This window comes from Tatumella saanichensis (assembly GCF_000439375.1).
GTDB lineage: Bacteria > Pseudomonadota > Gammaproteobacteria > Enterobacterales > Enterobacteriaceae > Tatumella > Tatumella saanichensis.
Genome location: NZ_ATMI01000035.1, coordinates 124,455 through 141,064, shown reverse-complemented (window position 1 = coordinate 141,064; position 16,610 = coordinate 124,455). Strand labels below are relative to the sequence as shown.

The following is a 16,610-nucleotide window of genomic DNA, read 5'->3' as shown; positions in this document are numbered from 1 at the left end:
TCATAATAAGACTAAGAGTTATACATTCTAGCGACAGCAAAGGCTGTTGTCTTTAAGATTCAGGAGAATACATGGAGTTCAGTGTAAAAAGCGGTAGCCCGGAAAAACAGCGCAGTGCCTGCATTGTGGTCGGGGTGTTTGAACCACGTCGTTTGTCGCCAATTGCCGAGCAGTTGGACAAGATCAGCGATGGTTATATCAGCGCCCTGCTGCGCCGTGGCGAGCTGGAAGGAAAAGTCGGCCAGACCCTGTTATTGCACCATGTGCCGAACATCCTGTCTGAACGTATCCTACTGATCGGTTGTGGTAAAGAACGTGAACTGGACGAACGCCAGTACAAACAGATCATTCAGAAAACTATCAATACGCTGAATGACACCGGCTCCATGGAAGCGGTTTGCTTCCTGACCGAACTGCATGTTAAAGGTCGTAATAATTACTGGAAAGTGCGTCAGGCTGTTGAGACAGCCAAAGAATCGCTGTACAGCTTCGACCAGCTGAAAAGCAATAAAGCCGAACCGCGTCGTCCGCTGCGCAAAATGGTATTTAACGTGCCAACTCGCCGTGAACTGACCAGCGGTGAACGCGCCATTCAGCACGGCCTGGCCGTGTCTGCTGGGGTGAAAGCGGCGAAAGATCTTGGCAATATGCCACCCAACATCTGTAACCCTGCCTATCTGGCGTCACAGGCCCGTCAGTTGGCGGATGCCTACAGCCAGAACATCACCACCCGAGTGATCGGCGAGCAGCAGATGAAAGAGCTGGGCATGAATGCCTACTTGGCGGTCGGTGCCGGTTCACAGAATGAATCGCTGATGTCAGTGATTGAATATAAAGGTCATCCGGATGCGGATGCGCGCCCTATCGTGCTAGTCGGTAAAGGGTTGACCTTTGATGCTGGCGGGATCTCGATCAAGCCTGCAGAAGGCATGGACGAAATGAAGTATGATATGTGCGGTGCCGCGACGGTTTACGGTGTAATGCGCATGGTCGCTGAGCTGAAACTGCCCCTTAACGTGGTCGGTGTACTGGCAGGCTGTGAAAACATGGCTGATGGCCGTGCGATGCGTCCAGGTGATATCCTGACCACCATGTCAGGTCAGACGGTTGAAGTGCTGAACACCGATGCCGAAGGCCGCCTGGTGCTCTGTGATACTCTGACCTATGTCGAGCGTTTCGACCCAGAACTGGTAGTCGATGTCGCAACCCTGACCGGTGCCTGCGTGATCGCTCTGGGCCACCATATCAGCGGACTGTTATCTAACCATAACCCGCTGGCGCACGAGTTAATCAGTGCTTCCGAGCAGGCCGGTGACCGCGCATGGCGTCTGCCGATGACCGATGAGTACCAAGAACAGCTGGAATCGAACTTCGCGGACATGGCGAATATCGGTGGCCGTCCAGGGGGTGCCATCACCGCTGGCTGCTACCTGGCCCGCTTTACCCGTAGGTATAACTGGGCGCACTTGGATATCGCCGGTACTGCATGGCGCTCCGGTAAAGCTAAAGGCGCGACCGGACGTCCGGTGCCATTACTGTCACAGTTCCTGCTGAACCGTGCTGGCCTGGGCACTGACGAATAAACCGCAGCCGGTATCAGGCATCTTGTCCACAAGTTGCCTGATACGGTGTTACGCGGCCATCTCTTTTTACACAGAGTGACTTTGGTCACTCTTTTACTTCATGGAATACAGGCAATCACATGAAAAATGCCACGTTTTATCTTCCCGGCCCCGATATCCCACAGCAGTCTTTATCGGCGGTGGAAGCGATGGCCTGCGAGCTGGCCGCGGCCCGCTGGCGCGAAGGTAAACGTATTCTGATTGCCTGTGAAAATGAACAGCAAGCGATCCGTCTCGATGAAGCCCTGTGGCAACGCCCGGCGGAGAGTTTTGTGCCCCATAATCTGGCCGGAGAAGGCCCGCGTTATGGCGCACCGGTGGAATTGGCTTGGCCAGAGAAACGAGGCAACGCGTCCCGCGACCTGTTGATCACCCTGCTGCCCTGGTTTGCAGATTTTGCTACCGCTTTCCATGAAGTGATAGACTTTGTCCCTGATGACGAATCCCTGAAGCAACTGGCGCGTGACCGCTATAAAGCGTATCGCAGCGTCGGTTTCCAATTGAATACGGCAACGCTACCGGCGCCCCAAACGACATAGCAGAAATGGAAAAAACATATAACCCCCAAGAGATCGAACAGCCGCTCTACGAGCACTGGGAACAGCAGGGCTACTTCAAGCCACACGGTGACGAGAGCCAGGAAAGCTATTGCATTATGATCCCGCCGCCGAATGTCACCGGCAGCCTGCACATGGGTCATGCATTCCAGCAGACTATTATGGATACCATGGTCCGTTACCAGCGTATGCAGGGTAAAAATACCCTGTGGCAGGTCGGAACCGACCACGCCGGTATCGCTACCCAGATGGTGGTTGAGCGTAAGATCGCGGCAGAAGAAGGCAAAACTCGCCAAGATTATGGACGCGATGCCTTTATCAATAAGATTTGGGAGTGGAAAGGCGAATCCGGTGGCACCATTACCCGTCAGATGCGTCGTCTCGGTAACTCTGTCGATTGGGACCGTGAACGTTTCACCATGGATGACGGTCTTTCGAACGCGGTCAAAGAAGTGTTTGTCCGTCTGTACAAAGAAAACCTGATTTACCGTGGTAAGCGTCTGGTCAACTGGGACCCGAAACTGCGTACCGCGATTTCTGACCTGGAAGTGGAAAACCGTGAGTCAAAAGGCTCAATGTGGCATATCCGCTACCCGCTGGCCGATGGCGCGAAAACAGCCGAAGGTAAAGATTATCTGGTGGTGGCGACCACACGTCCAGAAACCCTGCTCGGAGATACCGGTGTTGCGGTTAACCCAGAAGATCCGCGCTATAAAGATCTGATCGGTAAACACCTGATCCTGCCTCTGATCAACCGCCGTATTCCGATTGTCGGTGATGAACACGCGGATATGGAAAAAGGCACCGGCTGTGTGAAAATCACCCCAGCCCATGACTTTAACGACTATGACGTCGGCCGTCGTCATCAGTTACCGATGATCAACATCCTGACCTTTGACGGTGATATCCGTCAGACCGCTCAGGTGTACACCACCAATGGCGAAGAGAGCGATGTCTACGATAGCGCGATGCCTGCGGAGTTTGCCGGTCTGGAGCGCTTTGCTGCCCGTAAAGCGATCGTCGCTGCCATTGAGGCCGCAGGCCTGCTGGAAGAGATCAAACCTCACGACCTGACGGTGCCCTACGGTGACCGTGGTGGCGTGGTGATCGAACCGATGCTGACGGATCAGTGGTATGTACGCACTGCCCCGCTGGCAAAAGTGGCCGTCGAAGCGGTTGAGAACGGCGATATCGAATTTGTGCCTAAGCAGTATGAGAACATGTACTTCTCTTGGATGCGTGATATCCAGGACTGGTGTATTTCCCGTCAACTGTGGTGGGGCCACCGTATTCCAGCTTGGTATGACAACGACGGCAATGTCTATGTCGGCCGCAGCGAAGAAGAAGTACGCAGCGAAAACAACCTGGCCGCCGATGTCGAGCTGCGTCAGGACGACGACGTGCTGGATACCTGGTTCTCCTCCGGTCTATGGACGTTCTCGACCTTAGGTTGGCCAGAAAATACCGAGGCTCTGCGTACCTTCCACCCGACCAGCGTGGTGGTGAGTGGCTTCGACATTATCTTCTTCTGGATTGCGCGCATGATCATGCTGACCATGCACTTTATGAAAGATGAAGACGGCAAGCCGCAGGTTCCGTTTAAAACCGTCTATATGACCGGTCTGATCCGTGATGACGAAGGGCAGAAGATGTCCAAGTCCAAAGGGAACGTGATCGATCCGCTGGATATGGTTGATGGTATCAGCCTGCCCGACCTGATCGAAAAACGTACCGGCAATATGATGCAGCCGCAGTTGGCAGAGAAGATCCGTAAGCGCACCGAGAAGCAGTTCCCGGACGGGATCGAGCCTTCAGGTACCGATGCCCTGCGTTTCACCCTGGCAGCCCTGGCGTCAACCGGCCGTGATATTAACTGGGATATGAAACGTCTGGAAGGGTATCGCAACTTCTGTAACAAGCTGTGGAACGCCAGCCGCTTTGTGCTGATGAACACCGAAGATCAGGATTGTGGCTTTAACGGTGGCGAGAAAGTGCTGTCACTGGCCGACCGCTGGATCCTCAGTGAATTCAACCGCACCGTGAAGGCTTACCGTGAAGCACTGGACAGCTATCGTTTCGATATCGCCGCCAGCCTGCTGTACGACTTCACCTGGAATCAGTTCTGTGACTGGTATCTGGAACTGACCAAACCGGTTATGAACAACGGCAGCGACGCTGAACTGCGTGGTACCCGTCATACGCTGGTCACGGTATTGGAAGCTCTGCTGCGTCTGGCGCATCCGATCATTCCATTTATTACCGAAACCATCTGGCAGCGTGTCAAAGTGCTGACCGGTAACAGCGACGATACCATTATGCTGCAACCGTTCCCGGCTTGGGATGCGGCCAAAGAAGATGCAGCGGCACAGTCGGATATCGAGTGGATCAAACAGGCCATCATTGCGGTCCGAAATATTCGTGCTGAGATGAACATTGCCCTGAGTAAGCCGCTGGATCTGTTACTGCGTGGTGCTAACCCTGAGGTTGTGCGTCGTGTTACTGAAAACCGTAACTTCCTGCAACGTCTGGCCCGTCTGGAAAGCCTGACCCTGTTGGATGCCGCGGATAAAGGTCCGGTATCGGTCACCAAACTGGTAGACGGTGCAGAACTGCTGATCCCAATGGCCGGTCTGGTGGATAAAAACGCGGAACTGGAACGTCTGGCTAAAGAGCTGGCGAAAGTTGACGTGGAGATTGAAAAAATCACCACCAAACTTGCCAACGAAGGCTTTGTGGCCCGTGCTCCGGCGGCGGTAGTCGCTAAAGAGCGCGAACGTCTGACAGACCTGGAACAGGCTAAAGTGAAGATTAACCAGCAGCAGACGGTGATTGCCGAGCTGTAAGTGTTCTGACTGAAGCACTCAGAGTGCCGGTCACCTCCACAGGTGGCCGGCATTTTTTTTGTCACCGCTTAGCCGGCGGCGTGTGACGCCGCTGCGGCAGCATTTTCCTCAGGGTATCATCGTGCAACAAATAATGATGGAGCAGTGCTGCACCAGCATGCAGACCGATCAGGGCATAGCCAGCATTAGCCAATAACGAGTGCCAGTGGCGCAGGCTGTGGCGTAACAGCGGATCCGGGTGGCTCGCATGGGGCATGTTGATGCCGAATAACGACCAAGGAACCTGACCGATATACAGTGACCACATCCCCAATAGCGGCACAGCGATATACAGCAGATAGAGCAGTCCGTGGGCGGTCTTAGCCACATACACCGGCCAATGAGGTGTCGAGGGCTGTATTTCGCGAGCACGGTGAATGATGCGCAAATAAATCCTGAACAGCATCAGTATCAACACACTGAATCCTGCGCTGTAATGGGTAAAGACCATCAGCCGATATAGCGTACTGTTGTGTGGAGTGAAGCCTTTCAGTTCCACCAAGGCGTAGGCGATCACTATCGCCAGTACTACCAGCCAGTGGAGAATAATTTGCCGGTTGGCATAGTCTCTGTTCACATTCGGCTCCTCTTTTTACGAAAGCTAAAGTATAGAGGACCGATACTTAAGGAAACCTTAAACTTCTCAAACTTATCTTCCATAACTAAATGATTATTATAAATAAAATAGAATCATTCTCACTTACATAGCCTCTACTTGCCTTAGCAACGAATTTCCTCAGATTGGCCGTTTGGTCTTCTAGCACGCCGGTCATCCTATTCCCCTTTATACAATGCCTGCTGGCGGGGTATTATCCCCTTACCCCCACTGTCCCGAGAGCCACCGATGGATCCGAAGAAAATTATTGTTGAACACTACCCGACACTCACCCCGGAATTGCAGAAAGCCGCTGGGTTTGTCCTGGAACACAATAATGAACTAGCGGTTCTCTCGATGCGTGCCTTTGCCAACTTGGCAGAGGTTAAACCGGCCACCCTATTACGGCTGGCTAAGCGTCTCGGCTATGCCGGCTGGGGAGAATTGAAATCCGCGGTGATTGATGCACTGGGACTGGCACGTGATAGCTATGCCTCACGTGCCAGTGGGCTGCAGGATAAACACCAACATCCGGCACTCTATGATGAGATGTTTGCGGCAATGGCAGCTAACCTGCGACAGACCCAGGATAGCAATCAGCAGTCACTGGAACAGGCTGTCAGCCTGATGGATCAGGCGGCCCACGTCTATATCTGTGGTTTCCGTGCCAGTTTTCCGGTGGCGTGGTCACTGCACTACATTTATCGGTTGTTTCAGCGTCACGTTTCGCTGATAGACGGTCTGGCTAATAACCAAGAGATATATACTCGGGAAATTACGGCACAGGATGTGGTGGTGGTGACCGGCTTCGCACCCTATTCACGGGAGATTGTGCAGATTATTGAGTATGCACAGGCTGCCGGCGCAACCCTGATTGCCGTCACGGATTCAGCGGTATCACCGTTGGCCCAGGCTGCCAGTTGTAGCCTGTTGTTCCCCACCAGCAGCCCCTCTTTTTTCCCCTCGATCGTGTCAGCGATGGGCGTCTCGGAGTGTCTGATGGCCGCGCTAGTCGCCAAGCATGGAGAAAAGGCGATCCAGCGCATCGAAAATGCTGAACGCTATCTGATTGATTCCGGTGCTTATATTTTGCCTAGCCGTTAACAGCAATTCTCCTCACACTCAAAATGATACAATTGGATCATGTTAACATTGAATGATTCACGTGGATCTGACACTATCAGGTATCGGTTACTTTTCCGTTTCTGCCTGTCATAGGATCACCATGAGCCATATCATTCATCGCAGCTTGAACGTTACTCCCCCTGTTGCCACGTCCGCGCAGGGTATTTATATCACTGACGCCTCGGGAAAACGCTATCTGGATGCCAGTGGCGGCGCAGCAGTTTCCTGTCTGGGTCATGGTCATCCTGATGTTCTGGCTGCGATCCACCGACAAATAGACACCCTCGCCTATGCCCACACCGGCTTCTTTACCAGTGAAGCGGCGGAGCAATTGGCCGATCAGTTGGTGCGCACGGCACCTGGCGATCTGAATTCGGTGTACTTTGTTTCTGGGGGATCAGAAGCGGTGGAAACCGCTCTTAAACTGGCGCGGCAATACTGTGTCGAAAGTGGTCAACCGGAAAAAACTACCTTTATCGGGCGACGTCAGAGCTATCACGGCAATACCCTCGGTGCCTTGGCTGTGGGCGGGAACGAATGGCGACGTCGTCAGTTTGCGCCGTTACTGATGGATGTGGCCCGTGTATCGGCCTGTAATGCTTACCGTGATCAGCGAGCAGATGAGAGTGAACAACAGTACACCGAACGCTTACTGGCAGAGATTGAGCAGACTATCCTAACGGTCGGTCCGGAAAAGATTATCGGATTCTGTGCCGAAACCGTCAGCGGTGCCACCACCGGCGCTGTGCCACCGACCCACGGCTATTTTGCGGGCGTGCGTAAACTCTGTGATCGCTACGGCTTGTTATATATCGCTGATGAAGTAATGTGCGGTATGGGCCGTACCGGTACCCTGCATGCGTTTGAGCAGGATGATGTGGTGCCGGATATTGTCACCATTGCCAAAGGGCTCGGCGGCGGTTATCAACCGATAGGCGCGGTGCTGGTCAGCGATAAAGTCATGGAACCCCTCCGTAACGGCAGCGGTATGTTCCAGCATGGCCATACCTATATTTGTCACCCGACCGCAGCAGCAGCGGCACTGGCCGTGCAGCAGATCATTGAGCGAGATAATTTACTCAGTCATGTGCAATACCAGGGAAATTACTTATTACAACAATTACAGGCTGAAATAGCCGGACTGGACTTTGTCGGCAATACCCGCGGCCGCGGATTATTTGCCGGTATTGAACTGGTCAGAGATAAAGAAACAAAAGCGGCCTTTGATCCGGCACTGAAATTACATGCCGCCATAAAACGTAGCTGTCTTGAACAGGGGCTGATGGTTTATCCGATGGGCGGCACTATTGATGGGCAACAGGGCGATCATATTCTGATCGCACCGCCGTTTATTATCGAACAGTCACAGCTCGATGTTGTGGTGGAGACCCTTAAAAAGGTGATCATTCGCGAAACCCAACAGGCAGCAGGTGCAGCACGATGAGTGCGGCTAACCGGTTACCGGAACTCTCTCCCGATCAATGGAGTGAGCAACAGCGGCAGTTGGCCGAAGAAGTTATCCGCGGTCCCCGCGGGGCATTGTTGCCCCCTTTTCAGGCACTGATCCGCAGCCCTGAGCTCATGGCCCATGCTCAGAGGCTAGGAGAATATCTGCGCTATCACAGCACTATCGGCCAACGTCTGTCAGAACTGGCCATCCTAATGACGGCTCAGCACTGGTCACAGCCGGTAGAATGGGCAATTCACGCGCCGATTGCGGAACAACAAGGGATCTCTCCCGCCGCAATTAGCGCTATCCATCAACAGCGCCGCCCGAAAGACGCTGATCTCACGTCTGAGGAATGGTTGGTGTATGAATTCTGTCAGCAACTGCACCAACAGAAAACCATCAGTGATCCTTTATGGGCGCAGGTGATTGCCGAATTCGGTGAGCAAGCGGTGATGGATTTGATTGGTGTCAATGGTTATTACAGCCTGCTGGCCATGGTCATGAATTGTGCTCAGACACCGGTTAGCACCAAAGACTGACGCAGCCCGTTAAGGGAAAGCACCAAATAATACCATCAACTTCCAAAACAGGGCACCAATATGGTGCACTATTGCCCATGCCTGTCATAAGAAAAAGTTATTGGCCAAAAAGCATCCACTGTAAAAATAGTTATCTGGCAGCGATTTTAATAAAACAAATTAAATCATGGCCTTATAATTAATTTTAGGTTTTATCGCCGAAAAATAAAAACTGGCATATATTTTGCTTTACAAAATATGGCACACACACATCATCCTATCTTTCACAAAGGATCCGCTATGTTAAAAACAATAAATACAGTTGGTATCTCATTAGCCTTACTGGCCGGCGCACTGAGCTTTAATGCGATGGCAAAAGATAAACTAACTGTTGGCGTTGATACCGCATTCGTACCTTTTGAGTTTAAACAAGGCGATAAATACGTCGGTTTCGACATTGATTTATGGAATGCCATTGCTAAAAAAATGGATGTCGATTACACCCTGCAACCGATGGATTTCAGTGGTCTGATCCCAGGCCTGCAGTCTCGTAATATCGACGTTGCGATGGCAGGGATCACCATTACGCCGGTCCGCGCCCAAGTCGTTGATTTCAGCTCGCCTTATTACAATGCTGACCTGTTAATGGCCGTGAAAAGCTCCGCCACCGGGATCACTAAGTTCAGTGATCTGGCTGGTAAAAAAGTCGGCCTGAAGCAGGGTACGGCAGCCGCTACCTATATGAAGGCCCACGTCAAAGCGGATTACGTTGAATTCCCGAACATCGATAACGCTTACCTGGATCTGCAGGCCGGTAATATCGATGCCGTAGTTCACGATTCTCCGAACGTACTCTACTACGTGAAGACTGCCGGTAACGGTAAAATTAAAGCCACCGGTCAGGATGACAGCGTACTACCACAGCAATACGGCTTTGCTCTGCAGAAAAACAGCAAATATACCGCCCGCGTTGATGCAGCCCTGAAAGCATTACGTGCTGACGGAACCTATAACAAAATCTATCTGAAATGGTTCGATAAAGAGCCTAAGTAAGTCATTGGGCCGGCGGCTGTCGGCCCCATTTTTAAGACTGTACGGGTAATATTATGAATTTTGACATCAGTTATGTCTGGCAAGCCGTGCCAATCTTATTACAGGGGTTAAAGCTGACCCTGTTTATTTCAATCGTCGGGCTAATTGGCGGTTTTATCATCGGTCTAGTAGCGGGTGTCTGCCGCGCACTTGGCGGCCGGGTGTCAAAAACAGTATCACTGATTTTTGTTGAACTGATCCGCGGCACCCCGATCATGGTGCAGGTGATGTTTATCTATTTCGCCTTGCCACTGGCCCTGCCGGTGCATATCGAGCCTCTAACTGCGGCCATTATCACGATTATGATTAACTCTGGCGCCTATATTGCCGAAATCACCCGTGGCGCGCTGTTATCGATCAATAAAGGTTTTCGCGAAGCTGGGCTGGCTATGGGCTTATCATCCCGCGCCACACTGTGGCATATCATTATGCCGCTAGCGCTGCGTCGCATGATCCCAGCACTGGGGAACCAGTGGATCATCAGTATTAAAGATACGTCCCTGTTTATCGTGATTGGCGTTGCGGAGCTTACCCGTCAGGGACAGGAAATTATTGCCGGAAACTTCCGCGCACTTGAAGTATGGACAGCGGTAGCAGCACTCTATCTGATTGTGACTCTGTGTCTGAGCTTCCTGCTTAAAAGACTGGAAAAAAGGATGCATATCTTATGAGTATGGTTGAATTTCAAAATGTCTCGAAAAATTTTGGCTCAACACAGGTGCTACATGATATCAATCTGAAGATTGATGCTGGGGAAGTGGTAGTGATCATTGGTCCTTCCGGTTCCGGTAAATCGACGTTATTACGTTGCATCAATAAGTTAGAAGAGATCTCCTCCGGGGCACTGATCGTCGCGGGCATGCATATGACCGACCCGAATGTGAAAGAGAGCGATATTCGCCGCGAAGCCGGTATGGTGTTCCAGCAGTTCCATTTATTCCCGCATCTGACAGCGCTGGAAAACGTGATGTTTGGCCCCCTGCGGGTCCGTCATGCTACCAAAGCGGAAGCCCGTGAGCAGGCTATGGCACTGTTAACCCGTGTCGGACTGGCGGCCCGTGCCGACCATTACCCGTCGGAACTGTCCGGGGGACAGCAGCAACGTGTTGCTATCGCCCGCGCGCTGGCGGTTAAGCCACAGATGATGCTATTTGATGAACCAACTTCTGCGCTGGATCCGGAACTACGCCATGAGGTTCTGCAGGTGATGCGTTCCTTGGCGGAAGAAGGTATGACCATGGTCATCGTCACCCATGAGATTGGCTTTGCCCGTGATGTGGCTTCCCGTCTGATCTTTATCGACGGCGGTACCATCGCCGAAGACGGTGCCCCCGCTAAGCTTATCGAGGGTGGTAATGGTTGTGCGCGTTTGCAGGAATTCCTGCAGCACGTTTCTTAAGTCGGCAGGATACTGAGCAGCGAATGAAAACACTGACACTTCACGGTGATGCTTTTGCTATCGGGGAGCAGCTGGGCCAGGCAGGGCACTCTGCCTGGCATCAAACACTCACCGCGACTTCACTGTGGCGAACGGTGATTGCTCTGAAAGACAGCCCGGAAGCTAGGACGATGGCAGCAGCCGTTGAGCAGCACTATCCGTTGATCTGGCAGGAACTGACTGGATTAGCCAGCGGATTACAGGCACCTTTTGACGAGGTGTTTGCTTGGAACTGTCGCGGCGATTTAGTGCGTTCCACCTCAGACGGTTGTACCACCTTATCCGGTCGTGATGAACAGGGTCGCCGGCTGATCGCCCACAATGAAGACGGATTTCCACAACTGAAAGACGATTGTTTTATCGCACAGATCTTTCCCGAGCAGGGTGCGGCCTACCTCAGTTTTGCCTATCCGGGATCATTATGTGGCCATACCTTGGCGGTCAACCAGTATGGCGTGGTAAATACCGTCAATAATATCCGCGCTGCGGAACGCCCGGCGGGCATACCGCGCCAGGTGCTGGCACGTGATGCACTGAATGCCAGTGATTTGGATGATGCGGTGGCGCGACTGACTGTCCCCCCCCGTGCGGGTGCTTTTCACCATACGCTGGGATGTGTCGGGGATCCGCGGCTATTCACGGTCGAAGCTACCGGTCACCAATGCTCTGTGTCAGAAATCACGCAACCCTACGGGCATGCCAACCATCTGGTTCATCCGTCACAGAGCCAGGCGGCGCAGGTTATTACGGATAGCTCTGCCGCCCGTCAGCAGGTAATCGACGCACAGCTGGCAGGCAAACCCGTGTTGTCTGAAAAGTTATGTGTACAGGTGCTCTCCGATACCAGTGAGCGGTCGCTGCCGGTATACCGCCAGGATGCCGATGATCCTGACCAAGAAAATACCTTGGCCAGCGTCGTGTTTGTGATCGATAACCAGAGTGTTCGCTGGAGCCTTTACCGAGATAATCGCCAGCAGCCGGAACTCAGCGGCAATAGGGTGGCAGATAGCCTCTCTTAACGCCTGCCCCTACCCTGCCTAAAGTCCTTACCCATTAAAAACAACTAGGCCGCCCGAGGGCGGCCTTTGCCATTTACTGCTTATGAGCTAAGCGAGTTATTTCTGCAGCTCGGCAGTCATATGAACACCGTTTTTGGTGGTCGCTTCAGTAATTTTGTAAGAAGCTCCGTCTCTATGGGCCTGAGCGGCAATTTGCGCTTCAGCATCATCCAGAGTGCCTGCACAAGCGGTGATGCTCTGCGCAAAGCTACCGAATGAAACGAGGGTCAGAGCGGCAACAGCAACGAAAGTTTTGATAGCGTTCATAAGATTCACCTTTAGTTTTTAATCAGTAATAAGGCCATATTGCCTTGATGTGGTGAATCATAGACCTCAACGTGAGGTGCATAAAAGCTGAACAATTTGCTATTGTTGTTCAAAATAAATGAATATCTAGCACGGGCTGCTAAGGAAGCCATTTATTACTAGCATATTCATCTAGTTTTAATGCCAATAACTAGGAAGGGATTAACAAAAATCTATTATTGATAGAGAATAATCCCGCACAATAAGGAGGCAGGTGTGATAACTCAACGAAAATCAGTGAGTTCCTGAGGATCGTGGTGAACCGCTATGAAAACGCAGCTCACTATCGTAACCGGCGATCAACTCTGCTTCTCTCTGACCGATTTGCCTCACCCGGGCAGTGATATCCACCGGAGAAATTTCCTGGGCCAGTGCCAAATAGTCCTGATAATGGCGGGCTTCTGACCGTAATAGCGACCGGTAGAAACTCGCTAATTCTGGGTCAAGATAAGGGGCCAAAGCATAGAAACGCTCACAGGAACGGGCCTCAATGTAAGCCCCACAGATCAGCTTATCCACCAGCGTATCCGGCTCGTGGGTAGTGACTTCACGTAATAACCCTTTGGCATAGCGGCTGGCGGTGATCTTCCGATAATCAATTCCCCGTCGCTGCATAATCGCCCATACCTGATAGAAGTGATGTAACTCCTCTTTAATCAGTAACACCATTTTATCAATCAGGCTGTCTGCCCAAGGAAAGCGGTCATGGCGGGAAATATTTTTGCCAAGGTGGCGATGGGCCTGAATAAAATCGCTGTCCGGATGTTCGCGATAGATAAAGTTTTCGTAGGGCAGCAGCCAGCTCATCAGTGTCTCCGCTCCCGGCGTATCCGCTACGTATTTCCGGATCAGCCAGGCGGCGGTCTGGGCCGCTTTTAATTCACAGGTCAGGTGGTCGGTTAACAGAAGTGGCAGATTTTCCGGTTTGGCCGCTTCATCAAGCCAGGCTTGCGGGGTACGGCAGTGCAGAAAGTGTATCAGTGGCTCAACCAGGGTGGCGTAGTTCATGATGGGTGGTTTTCAGGTCATACGGTCAGCAATAACTGCCCCGGCCCGTCACAGGACGGTACGGGGCTCAACAATAACGGTAGATCAGTGGCGGGTTTCGCTGCTTTCGCCCTGCTCCTCGTCACCTTCTTCATCGTCCTCTTCGTCTTCGGCATCTGGGTCTTCAAAGTAAGTACCCCAGCCATCGTAATCGACGTTGTGCTTACCGGCGACTTTTGCCAATTGTTCAATCTGCGCATTGATCAGATCTTCGTTGAGGGCAATTTCACTGATGATATCGACACACATCACTGTGGTACCATCCTCCAGTTCCAGCTCTTCCGGGTCAGTGACTTCATAGCCCAGTTTGAAGGCATCCACAGCAGCTTTTTCTAACGCATCAAAACTGTCGCAGGAGAGGTGATGTTCAATGGTGTAGAGCGCATCCGGATCACTGCCGTCATCCAGTAACTCTTCGATAATTTCGCGGGTCTCTTCGCGCTGCTCTTCCATAAAGGCTTCAAATGTCATAGGGAAACTCCTCAATTGGTTCAGGGATACGATTCCCCGGATAGGGGTATTTTCCCACAGCCGTTGGCGTGGCACTAGATTAAAGGCGATGATCCGTGAAAATAAGGTTGAAAATGAATATTCATACATATAGATTGAATATTAATTCAAATGAAAAAATCTATCCGGAGTGATGTTATGAGTAAGCTTTATAAGCGTAATTTTCTCAGATTGCTGGATTTTACCCCAGCCGAGCTGGACCACTTTATCTCGCTGGCCGCCCGCCTGAAGCAAGAGAAAAAACAGGGTAACGAAAAACAGCATCTGCAGGGCAAAAATATTGCGCTCATCTTCGAAAAAGATTCGACCCGTACTCGTTGCTCTTTCGAAGTTGCCGCTTACGACCAGGGTGCCCGCGTGACGTGGCTGGGCGCCAGTGGTAATCAGATTGGCCATAAAGAGTCGATCAAAGATACCGCGCGGGTGTTAGGACGGATGTATGACGGCATCCAGTATCGTGGCTATGAGCAGAGCATTGTGGAAACCTTGGCGGACTATTCAGGTGTGCCGGTATGGAATGGCCTGACCACCGAATTTCATCCGACCCAGTTGCTGGCGGATTTACTGACGATGCAAGAACATCTGCCAGGGAAAGCGTGGCATGACATGACACTGGTGTATGTTGGCGATGCACGCAACAATATGGGCAACAGTATGCTTGAAGCAGCCGCTCTGACCGGCCTAGACCTGCGTCTGGTAGCACCGAAGGCCTGCTGGCCTGAAGAAGCACTGGTGGCAGAGTGTCGCGAGGCGGGCCAACAGACCGGGGCGAGAATTACGCTGACAGAGTCCATTGAGGAAGGCGTTAAAGATGCCGACTTTATTTATACCGATGTGTGGGTTTCGATGGGGGAAGCCAAAGAGACCTGGGCTGAACGTATCGCCCTGCTGCGCCCCTATCAGGTCAACGCACTGATGATGGCACTGACCGGTAAGCCAAATACCAAATTCCTCCACTGTCTGCCAGCCTTCCATGATGACCAAACCAGTATGGGCCGTCAGATGGCGGAACAGTATGGTTTCACTAATGGCATTGAAGTAACCAACGACGTGTTTGAGTCGGAAAACAGCATTGTCTTTGACCAAGCCGAAAACCGGATGCATACCATCAAAGCGGTGATGGTGGCGACGCTGGGCCAGTCGTAAGCGGCAATGGTATCGGGGGCGGTAACGACTAATTTATGCTGTGACGGCCCCGACTTCACTGCGATTATCTCGATAATCAGGTGTCTGCAGCTTTTCGTTCCCTGCCCCTTGTCACGAAGGCTGTGGCCGGTATAATGCGCGAAAATTTTTCGGGGGATCACATGCCAAAGCTCATGACACATCATGACACCCGTACCTGCTCCCTGGCAGGCGGCAGCCCGTTTGTTTCCCGTACCGATCACTATTTCATTAAAAAAGCCCCTGTTTTAGGGGCTTTTTTTTGTCTGTTATCTGCCTGTGCCGAGGAGTTTATTTATGGCTAATCCGCTCTACCGGAAAAATATCATTTCTGTTAATGACCTCAGCCGCGATGAGCTGGAACTGGTGTTAGCCACTGCAGCCCGCCTGAAAGCCGCTCCGCAGCCGGAACTGCTGAAACACAAGGTGATTGCCAGTTGCTTCTTTGAAGCCTCTACCCGTACTCGTCTCTCGTTTGAGAGCGCGATCCAGCGCCTTGGTGCCTCAGTGGTCGGTTTTTCTGACGGCGGTAATACCTCGCTCGGTAAAAAAGGCGAAACCTTGGCAGACACGATTTCGGTGATCAGCACCTATGTCGATGCCATCGTGATGCGTCATCCGCAGGAAGGGGCCGCACGTCTAGCCACGGAGTTCTCAGGCCACATTCCGGTACTGAATGCCGGAGACGGTGCTAACCAGCACCCGACTCAGACCTTGTTGGATCTGTTCACTATCAGCGAAACCCAACAACGCTTGGATAACCTGAATATCGCCATGGTCGGTGATCTGAAATATGGCCGTACGGTACATTCTCTGACTCAGGCATTGTCAAAATTTGAGAATAACCGTTTCTTTTTCATCGCCCCCGATGCGCTGGCGATGCCCGCCTATATTACTGACCTGCTGGATGAAAAAGGGATCCCATGGTCACGCCATCAGTCCATTGAAGAGGTGATACCGCAGGCCGATATTCTGTATATGACCCGAGTGCAAAAGGAGCGCCTTGATCCCTCGGAATACGCCAATGTGAAAGCCCAGTTTGTACTGCGCGCGGCGGATCTCGACCAAGCCCGTGAAACAATGAAAGTCCTGCATCCGCTGCCACGCATCGATGAGATCGATACCGATGTCGACAGCACTCCCCATGCTTGGTATTTCCAACAGGCGGGTAATGGGATCTATGCGCGGCAAGCACTGCTAGCACTGGTATTAAACGAACAACTGACGGCATAACGGGAGAGAGACA

16 protein-coding genes are annotated in these 16,610 nt (G+C 52.1%); 12 read left to right on the top strand and 4 right to left on the bottom strand.

Features of this window, described 5'->3' with window-relative positions:
* The first annotated feature begins 71 nt into the window (after positions 1-71).
* The 3 genes from pepA to DW47_RS0110350 all read left to right on the top strand — a co-directional run bounded on the left by pepA (position 72) and on the right by DW47_RS0110350 (position 5,022).
* Positions 72-1,583, top strand: coding sequence for a leucyl aminopeptidase (pepA, locus tag DW47_RS0110360; RefSeq protein WP_029686365.1), 1,512 nt, complete (start codon positions 72-74; stop codon positions 1,581-1,583).
* Between the two features lie 119 nt (positions 1,584-1,702).
* Positions 1,703-2,161, top strand: a complete 459-nt coding sequence (locus DW47_RS0110355; protein ID WP_029686364.1) for a DNA polymerase III subunit chi — start codon at positions 1,703-1,705, stop codon at positions 2,159-2,161.
* A gap of 5 nt (positions 2,162-2,166) precedes the next feature.
* The gene (locus DW47_RS0110350; protein ID WP_029686363.1) at positions 2,167-5,022 is read left to right on the top strand and encodes a valine--tRNA ligase; all 2,856 of its coding nucleotides are present in this window, start codon (positions 2,167-2,169) and stop codon (positions 5,020-5,022) included.
* A 61-nt stretch (positions 5,023-5,083) separates the two neighbouring features.
* Here the strand turns inward: DW47_RS0110350 and DW47_RS0110345 are convergent, their stop codons facing one another.
* Complete coding sequence (locus tag DW47_RS0110345; RefSeq protein ID WP_029686362.1) at positions 5,084-5,638, bottom strand: cytochrome b; 555 nt, start codon at positions 5,636-5,638, stop codon at positions 5,084-5,086.
* Between the two features lie 267 nt (positions 5,639-5,905).
* On the opposite strand from DW47_RS0110345, the gene DW47_RS0110335 reads away from it, so the two are divergent.
* The 7 genes from DW47_RS0110335 (at position 5,906) to DW47_RS0110305 (ending at position 12,298) form a co-directional block, all read left to right on the top strand.
* Positions 5,906-6,760: a MurR/RpiR family transcriptional regulator gene (locus DW47_RS0110335; protein WP_029686361.1), complete on the top strand. Its 855-nt coding sequence runs from the start codon at positions 5,906-5,908 to the stop codon at positions 6,758-6,760.
* A gap of 121 nt (positions 6,761-6,881) precedes the next feature.
* Positions 6,882-8,225, top strand: coding sequence for an aspartate aminotransferase family protein (locus tag DW47_RS0110330; protein WP_029686360.1), 1,344 nt, complete (start codon positions 6,882-6,884; stop codon positions 8,223-8,225).
* Entirely contained in the window at positions 8,222-8,770 is a 549-nt protein-coding gene (locus DW47_RS0110325; RefSeq protein ID WP_029686359.1) for a carboxymuconolactone decarboxylase family protein, read from the top strand. Before DW47_RS0110330 ends, DW47_RS0110325 begins: the two co-directional genes overlap by 4 nt.
* 279 nt (positions 8,771-9,049) lie before the next feature.
* Complete coding sequence (gene glnH, locus DW47_RS0110320; RefSeq protein ID WP_029686358.1) at positions 9,050-9,802, top strand: glutamine ABC transporter substrate-binding protein GlnH; 753 nt, start codon at positions 9,050-9,052, stop codon at positions 9,800-9,802.
* A gap of 53 nt (positions 9,803-9,855) precedes the next feature.
* Positions 9,856-10,512: a glutamine ABC transporter permease GlnP gene (gene glnP, locus DW47_RS0110315; RefSeq protein ID WP_029686357.1), complete on the top strand. Its 657-nt coding sequence runs from the start codon at positions 9,856-9,858 to the stop codon at positions 10,510-10,512.
* A 2-nt stretch (positions 10,513-10,514) separates the two neighbouring features.
* Positions 10,515-11,240 carry a glutamine ABC transporter ATP-binding protein GlnQ gene (gene glnQ / locus DW47_RS0110310; RefSeq protein ID WP_029686356.1) on the top strand — a complete coding sequence of 242 codons (726 nt, stop codon included), beginning with the start codon at positions 10,515-10,517 and terminating at the stop codon, positions 11,238-11,240.
* A 23-nt stretch (positions 11,241-11,263) separates the two neighbouring features.
* Positions 11,264-12,298 carry an acyl-CoA--6-aminopenicillanic acid acyl-transferase gene (locus tag DW47_RS0110305; RefSeq protein ID WP_029686355.1) on the top strand — a complete coding sequence of 345 codons (1,035 nt, stop codon included), beginning with the start codon at positions 11,264-11,266 and terminating at the stop codon, positions 12,296-12,298.
* A 96-nt stretch (positions 12,299-12,394) separates the two neighbouring features.
* Here the strand turns inward: DW47_RS0110305 and DW47_RS0110300 are convergent, their stop codons facing one another.
* The 3 genes from DW47_RS0110300 to rraB all read right to left on the bottom strand — a co-directional run bounded on the left by DW47_RS0110300 (position 12,395) and on the right by rraB (position 14,161).
* Positions 12,395-12,604 (bottom strand): YdgH/BhsA/McbA family protein, encoded by a 210-nt coding sequence (locus tag DW47_RS0110300; protein WP_029686354.1) that lies wholly within the window; start codon positions 12,602-12,604, stop codon positions 12,395-12,397.
* A gap of 273 nt (positions 12,605-12,877) precedes the next feature.
* Positions 12,878-13,651, bottom strand: a complete 774-nt coding sequence (gene miaE, locus DW47_RS0110290; RefSeq protein ID WP_029686353.1) for a tRNA isopentenyl-2-thiomethyl-A-37 hydroxylase MiaE — start codon at positions 13,649-13,651, stop codon at positions 12,878-12,880.
* Between the two features lie 84 nt (positions 13,652-13,735).
* Positions 13,736-14,161, bottom strand: coding sequence for a ribonuclease E inhibitor RraB (gene rraB / locus DW47_RS0110285; RefSeq protein ID WP_029686352.1), 426 nt, complete (start codon positions 14,159-14,161; stop codon positions 13,736-13,738).
* Positions 14,162-14,338: 177 nt separating this feature from the next.
* On the opposite strand from rraB, the gene argF reads away from it, so the two are divergent.
* A complete protein-coding gene (argF, locus tag DW47_RS0110280; RefSeq protein WP_029686351.1) occupies positions 14,339-15,346 on the top strand; it encodes an ornithine carbamoyltransferase in 1,008 nt (335 codons plus the stop codon).
* A gap of 315 nt (positions 15,347-15,661) precedes the next feature.
* Positions 15,662-16,597 (top strand): aspartate carbamoyltransferase, encoded by a 936-nt coding sequence (pyrB, locus tag DW47_RS0110270; protein WP_029686349.1) that lies wholly within the window; start codon positions 15,662-15,664, stop codon positions 16,595-16,597.
* The last annotated feature ends 13 nt before the right edge of the window (positions 16,598-16,610 follow it).

Coding starts and splice junctions, on each gene's coding strand:
- pepA (WP_029686365.1), top strand. CDS start 72: ATGGAGTTCAGTGTAAAAAGCGGTAGCCCGGAAAAACAGCGCAGTGCC.
- DW47_RS0110355 (WP_029686364.1), top strand. CDS start 1,703: ATGAAAAATGCCACGTTTTATCTTCCCGGCCCCGATATCCCACAGCAG.
- DW47_RS0110350 (WP_029686363.1), top strand. CDS start 2,167: ATGGAAAAAACATATAACCCCCAAGAGATCGAACAGCCGCTCTACGAG.
- DW47_RS0110335 (WP_029686361.1), top strand. CDS start 5,906: ATGGATCCGAAGAAAATTATTGTTGAACACTACCCGACACTCACCCCG.
- DW47_RS0110330 (WP_029686360.1), top strand. CDS start 6,882: ATGAGCCATATCATTCATCGCAGCTTGAACGTTACTCCCCCTGTTGCC.
- DW47_RS0110325 (WP_029686359.1), top strand. CDS start 8,222: ATGAGTGCGGCTAACCGGTTACCGGAACTCTCTCCCGATCAATGGAGT.
- glnH (WP_029686358.1), top strand. CDS start 9,050: ATGTTAAAAACAATAAATACAGTTGGTATCTCATTAGCCTTACTGGCC.
- glnP (WP_029686357.1), top strand. CDS start 9,856: ATGAATTTTGACATCAGTTATGTCTGGCAAGCCGTGCCAATCTTATTA.
- glnQ (WP_029686356.1), top strand. CDS start 10,515: ATGGTTGAATTTCAAAATGTCTCGAAAAATTTTGGCTCAACACAGGTG.
- DW47_RS0110305 (WP_029686355.1), top strand. CDS start 11,264: ATGAAAACACTGACACTTCACGGTGATGCTTTTGCTATCGGGGAGCAG.
- DW47_RS0110300 (WP_029686354.1), bottom strand. CDS start 12,604: ATGAACGCTATCAAAACTTTCGTTGCTGTTGCCGCTCTGACCCTCGTT.
- miaE (WP_029686353.1), bottom strand. CDS start 13,651: ATGAACTACGCCACCCTGGTTGAGCCACTGATACACTTTCTGCACTGC.
- rraB (WP_029686352.1), bottom strand. CDS start 14,161: ATGACATTTGAAGCCTTTATGGAAGAGCAGCGCGAAGAGACCCGCGAA.
- argF (WP_029686351.1), top strand. CDS start 14,339: ATGAGTAAGCTTTATAAGCGTAATTTTCTCAGATTGCTGGATTTTACC.
- pyrB (WP_029686349.1), top strand. CDS start 15,662: ATGGCTAATCCGCTCTACCGGAAAAATATCATTTCTGTTAATGACCTC.